The organism is uncultured Campylobacter sp. (assembly GCF_938017705.1).
In the GTDB taxonomy this organism is placed as follows: Bacteria; Campylobacterota; Campylobacteria; order Campylobacterales; family Campylobacteraceae; genus Campylobacter_B.
The window spans coordinates 1-1793 of the sequence record NZ_CALIIS010000027.1; the positions used below are offsets into that span (position 1 = coordinate 1).

The following is a 1793-nucleotide window of genomic DNA, read 5'->3' on the forward strand; positions in this document are numbered from 1 at the left end:
AATTTTTATATAAGATGAATTTTTTAGCAAAGGAGCAAAAATGGAATTTGTAAGCTTAAACGATGGCAATAAGATGCCTATTTTGGGATTTGGCGTATTTCAGGTAGATCCGAAAGAGACGCAAAGATGCGTTGAGGATGCGATCTCGGTCGGCTACCGCAGCATTGATACGGCAAAGGCGTATTTTAATGAAGAAAGCGTGGGTGCAGCAATTAAGACGGCTCTTGCAGGCGGGTTAAAGCGCGAGGAGCTGTTTATCACTACTAAGCTTTGGATTAACGACGCAGGTGAGGAGCGCGCACTAAAAGCCTTCGATGCGTCGATGAAAAAGCTAGGGCTTGACTACCTAGACCTTTATCTCATTCATCAGCCATATGGCGATATTTACGGCTCGTGGCGAGCGATGAAGCGCCTAAAAGAGCAGGGGCGCATTCGCTCTATCGGCGTTAGTAATTTCTACGCTGATCGGATCGTCGATCTGTGCGAAAATAGCGGCGTCATTCCTGCGGTAAATCAGCTTGAGTGTCATCCATTTTTTCAGCGTGAAGCGTTAAAGCGCGTGCTTGATGGCTACGGCATAGCGTTTGAGTCGTGGGCTAGCTTCGCCGAGGGTAAAAACAATATATTTAAAAACGCCGTGCTAAGCGGTATCGGTGAAAAATACAGCAAAAGCTCAGCTCAGGTTATTTTGCGCTGGTTAATTCAGCGCGACATCATCGTCATTCCAAAGAGTGTAAAAATAGAGCGAATGAAGCAAAATTTCGACATTTTTGATTTTGCGCTTACGCCCGATGATATGGCTGCTATCGCTGCGCTGGATACAGGCAAGACGCTATTTTTCGATCACGCAGATCCTGAGCGCGTAAAGTGGATAATCCATGCCTTTGATAAGTAAAATTTATTAAATTAAAGCGGATTGCATGCTTTAAAATTAAGCCGCGAGCGTGCAATCCTTGCTATTAAATTTGAGCTTGAGCGAGATCAGAGATAGAGCTTGTGGCGATAAATTAACTTACTTGCTCAAGCGGCGTGATGGCGTAGCCTGCTATTTTATATATTTTCTGTGGGAAGCCCTGCTTTATTCGCTTTAATCTCAAATTTACCCTTTATTTTATACAATCTTTAAAATTTACCGCAAAGGAATTTTATGAAAATCGCTAAATTTTTAAGAATTTTAACTGCCGTTTGCTTACTTGGCTCGGGCGCAAACGCGCTAGAGGAGGGCGTTAATTATCAAGTGCTGCAAAAGCCGCTAAACGTGCCTAAAAACAGCGTCGTTAAAATTTTTAACTACGAGTGTCCGCACTGCTATGCGTTTGATAGGACGGTCACGCCGCAGCTGATGAAAAAGCTCGAAGGGGCGGAGTTTTTGCCGTGGCATCTAAAGACCAAAGGCGTGTTCGGACAGACCGCAAGCGGTATATTCGCAGCGCTTATCGTGCTTGATGAAAAGGACGATGTGAGCCCGCTAAGCGATGAGTCAAAATTTAAAAAGGCGAAATTCGCGATTTACAAAGCGATCCACGACAAAAAGGACGATTTCGGCGGCGGTAGCGACAAACAAAGATTTATCAAAACCGCGCTAGATGCCGCGGGCGTGAGCATGAGCGAATACGAAGCCGCGCTTGCTAGCAAAAAGGCGCAGGCTCTGCTTGCGCAGTGGGACGCGGGCTACGAAGTCGCGGTGATTTCAGGCGTGCCGGCATTTGTCGTCAGCGGCAAGTATCTCTTAAACACGGCTTCGTTCGGCTCCGTCGATGAAATGGCCGCCGCGGTAAAGGAGCTGCTGGCGA

At 46.3% G+C, this 1793-nt stretch carries 2 protein-coding genes; both read left to right on the top strand.

Annotated features, from left to right (window positions below):
* The first annotated feature begins 40 nt into the window (after positions 1-40).
* A complete protein-coding gene (locus Q0605_RS01390; RefSeq protein ID WP_298703571.1) occupies positions 41-895 on the top strand; it encodes an aldo/keto reductase in 855 nt (284 codons plus the stop codon).
* A gap of 252 nt (positions 896-1147) precedes the next feature.
* Positions 1148-1793 (top strand): thiol:disulfide interchange protein DsbA/DsbL (locus Q0605_RS01395; protein ID WP_298703572.1); only part of this gene is annotated, 646 nt, incomplete at its 3' end.

What these genes read in the sequence shown, in the direction of transcription:
- Q0605_RS01390 (WP_298703571.1), top strand. Translation starts at nt 41, where the DNA reads ATGGAATTTGTAAGCTTAAACGATGGCAATAAGATGCCTATTTTGGGA.